This window comes from Blautia sp. AF19-13LB, from assembly GCF_003479105.1.
In the GTDB taxonomy this organism is placed as follows: domain Bacteria; phylum Bacillota; class Clostridia; order Lachnospirales; family Lachnospiraceae; genus Fusicatenibacter; species Fusicatenibacter saccharivorans.
The window spans coordinates 187997-191993 of the sequence record NZ_QUGO01000004.1; the positions used below are offsets into that span (position 1 = coordinate 187997).

Sequence of the window (3997 nt, forward strand, 5' to 3'; positions counted from 1 at the left end):
TGAAACACATCCTCGAAAGTTCTGAATAAGTAATTCAAAACGATCGAAAGATCCTTTAAAACAGTAAAAGGGATAAATTAGCTAGTATGTTGATTTTGAACTTGGAACAAACATTTTATCAGAGAGTTTGATCCTGGCTCAGGATGAACGCTGGCGGCGTGCTTAACACATGCAAGTCGAGCGAAGCAGTTAAGTTGATTTCTTCGGATTGATTCTTAACTGACTGAGCGGCGGACGGGTGAGTAACGCGTGGGTGACCTGCCCCATACCGGGGGATAACAGCTGGAAACGGCTGCTAATACCGCATAAGCGCACAGAGCTGCATGGCTCGGTGTGAAAAACTCCGGTGGTATGGGATGGGCCCGCGTCTGATTAGGCAGTTGGCGGGGTAACGGCCCACCAAACCGACGATCAGTAGCCGGCCTGAGAGGGCGACCGGCCACATTGGGACTGAGACACGGCCCAAACTCCTACGGGAGGCAGCAGTGGGGAATATTGCACAATGGGGGAAACCCTGATGCAGCGACGCCGCGTGAGCGAAGAAGTATTTCGGTATGTAAAGCTCTATCAGCAGGGAAGATAATGACGGTACCTGACTAAGAAGCCCCGGCTAACTACGTGCCAGCAGCCGCGGTAATACGTAGGGGGCAAGCGTTATCCGGATTTACTGGGTGTAAAGGGAGCGTAGACGGCAAGGCAAGTCTGATGTGAAAACCCAGGGCTTAACCCTGGGACTGCATTGGAAACTGTCTGGCTCGAGTGCCGGAGAGGTAAGCGGAATTCCTAGTGTAGCGGTGAAATGCGTAGATATTAGGAAGAACACCAGTGGCGAAGGCGGCTTACTGGACGGTAACTGACGTTGAGGCTCGAAAGCGTGGGGAGCAAACAGGATTAGATACCCTGGTAGTCCACGCCGTAAACGATGAATGCTAGGTGTTGGGGAGCAAAGCTCTTCGGTGCCGCCGCAAACGCATTAAGCATTCCACCTGGGGAGTACGTTCGCAAGAATGAAACTCAAAGGAATTGACGGGGACCCGCACAAGCGGTGGAGCATGTGGTTTAATTCGAAGCAACGCGAAGAACCTTACCAGGTCTTGACATCCCGATGACCGGCCCGTAACGGGGCCTTCTCTTCGGAGCATTGGAGACAGGTGGTGCATGGTTGTCGTCAGCTCGTGTCGTGAGATGTTGGGTTAAGTCCCGCAACGAGCGCAACCCTTATCCTCAGTAGCCAGCAGGTAAAGCTGGGCACTCTGTGGAGACTGCCAGGGATAACCTGGAGGAAGGTGGGGATGACGTCAAATCATCATGCCCCTTATGATCTGGGCTACACACGTGCTACAATGGCGTAAACAAAGGGAGGCAAAGCCGCGAGGTGGAGCAAATCCCAAAAATAACGTCTCAGTTCGGACTGCAGTCTGCAACTCGACTGCACGAAGCTGGAATCGCTAGTAATCGCGAATCAGAATGTCGCGGTGAATACGTTCCCGGGTCTTGTACACACCGCCCGTCACACCATGGGAGTTGGTAACGCCCGAAGTCAGTGACCCAACCGTTTACGGAGGGAGCTGCCGAAGGCGGGACTGATAACTGGGGTGAAGTCGTAACAAGGTAGCCGTATCGGAAGGTGCGGCTGGATCACCTCCTTTCTAAGGAAGAATCAGTAGAGAATGAGTTTCATTGTTTAGTTATTAAGGAACAGCAAAAGCTGTAGACTTTACAGTTTCAAAAACTGAATAACTATTGCTGGTGGCGATGCGCCTAGGGGACACACCCGTTCCCATCCCGAACACGATGGTTAAGACCTAAGCGGCCGATGGTACTGCACTGGAGACGGTGTGGGAGAGCAGGTGGCTGCCAGCTTCAAACGGGGACGTAGCTCAGTTGGGAGAGCACCTGCCTTGCAAGCAGGGGGTCGAGAGTTCGAATCTCTTCGTCTCCATCCGGAAAGAAAACCTAAGCGGCCGATGGTACTGCACTGGAGACGGTGTGGGAGAGCAGGTGGCTGCCAGCTCCCTAATAAAAAGACAAGGGTAAATGTCTATGAAATAAAACAGCTGCCCACAGAAGCGCAGTAACCCATAACAGCAGGGAAGTGCTGATGAGAGCTGGTTTTACCAGTGATTAGAGTTTAAAAGAAATGTGTTTCACAGAAAGCATCAAAAAGATCTTTTAAGTTCTAAGGACTGATGAAACAAATCAGTCAGCAAGATGTACCTTGAAAACCGCCTATACAATCTATATTGAAAACGTTAAAACGTTAGAGATAGGAACAGACATCCGAGGCATCATGTGTGAGAGCATGTGATGTTATCAAACCAGAGAGATAATCGAAAGATTATAGAATCAATTGCTTTTAAAGCAGAGAACACAAAAGCCTGTCATCAACGCTATGATGGCAGCGGACCAAGAATACAGGTCAAGCATTAAGAGCGCAGGGTGGATGCCTTGGCACTGAGAGCCGATGAAGGACGTGATAAGCTGCGAAAAGCTTCGGGGAGGAGCAAATATCCATTGATCCGGAGATATCCGAATGGGGAAACCCACTTGAGCAAACCTCAAGTATCCATACGCCAATCCATAACGTATGGAAGGGAACCGGGGGAACTGAAACATCTAAGTACCCCGAGGAGAAGAAAGAAACCTCGATTTCCAAAGTAGCGGCGAGCGAAATGGAAAGAGCCCAAACCGTGGTGCGTGCACCGCGGGGTTGTGGACTGCATAAGGTACTCGAATCAATAGCCGAACAGTTTTGGGAAATCTGATCAGAGAGGGTGAAAATCCCGTAGGCGAAATTGATGAGAGGCTGGCAGGATCCAGAGTACCACGAGACACGGGAAACCTTGTGGGAAGCAGGAGGGACCACCCTCCAAGGCTAAATACTCCTCAGTGACCGATAGCGCATAGTACTGTGAAGGAAAGGTGAAAAGGACCCCGGGAGGGGAGTGAAAGAGAACCTGAAACCCTGTGTTTACAAGCTGTGGAAGTGCCTTATGTGCACAACCGCGTACTTTTTGTAGAACGGTCCGGCGAGTTACGTTTACTGGCAAGGTTAAGTACTATAGGTACGGAGCCGAAGGGAAACCAAGTCTTAAGAGGGCGTGAAGTCAGTAAGAGTAGACCCGAAACCGGGTGATCTACCCATGTCCAGGCTGAAGCTGCCGTAAGAGGTAGTGGAGGGCCGAACGCACATCCGTTGAAAAGGGTGGCGATGAGGTGTGGGTAGGGGAGAAATTCCAATCGAACCCGGAGATAGCTGGTTCTCCTCGAAATAGCTTTAGGGCTAGCCTCGATGGAGTCTTACGGAGGTAGAGCACTGAATTTCTAAGGGGGCGTCAAAGCTTACCAAGGGATATCAAACTCCGAATGCCGTAAAGATGCTCATCGGGAGTCAGACTGCACGAGATAAGTTGGGCAGTCAAAAGGGAAAGAGCCCAGACCTGCTGCTAAGGTCCCAAAGTACGTGTTAAGTGGAAAAGGATGTGGGATTTCGAAGACAACTAGGATGTTGGCTCAGAAGCAGCCACACATTCAAAGAGTGCGTAATAGCTCACTAGTCGAGAGGTCCTGCGCCGAAAATGTCCGGGGCTGAAACACGACACCGAAGCACAGGATACCGCAAGGTATGGTAGAGGAGCATTGCTGGCGCGACGAAGCAGTACCGGAAGGAGCTGTGGAGTGCCAGGAAGAGAGAATGCCGGAATGAGTAGCGAGAGAGAGGTGGGAATCCTCTCGGCCGAATATCCAAGGTTTCCAGGGTAAAGCTGATCTGCCCTGGGTAAGTCGGGGCCTAAGGAGAGGCAGAAATGCGTATCCGATGGACAGCAGGTTGAGATTCCTGCACTATCTTAAAACAGAACTGTGGGGACATTTGTGGAGAGCACAGGCGCGGAACGGAAAGCCGCGTGCAAGCGAAGGAGGAGTCACATAGGAAAAACCGTGTGGCAATCCAAAGGCGTGATGCGGACCGAATGAAAGTAGGGAAGTGTGTGAGCCA

Annotated in this window: 1 tRNA gene and 3 rRNA genes (1 of these 4 only partly in view); all 4 read left to right on the forward strand. The window is 51.2% G+C overall.

Annotated features, from left to right (window positions below):
* Window positions 1-115 precede the first annotated feature (115 nt).
* A 16S ribosomal RNA gene (locus DWX32_RS05930) occupies window positions 116-1649 on the forward strand.
* Window positions 1650-1745: 96 nt separating this feature from the next.
* Window positions 1746-1863: ribosomal RNA gene (gene rrf / locus DWX32_RS05935) — 5S ribosomal RNA — on the forward strand.
* Between the two features lie 6 nt (window positions 1864-1869).
* Window positions 1870-1942, forward strand: a tRNA-Ala gene (locus tag DWX32_RS05940).
* Between the two features lie 474 nt (window positions 1943-2416).
* A 23S ribosomal RNA gene (locus DWX32_RS19800) occupies window positions 2417-3997 on the forward strand; it runs 1422 nt beyond the window's last position.
* Together the 16S, 23S and 5S rRNA genes with 1 tRNA gene alongside form the textbook arrangement of a ribosomal RNA operon.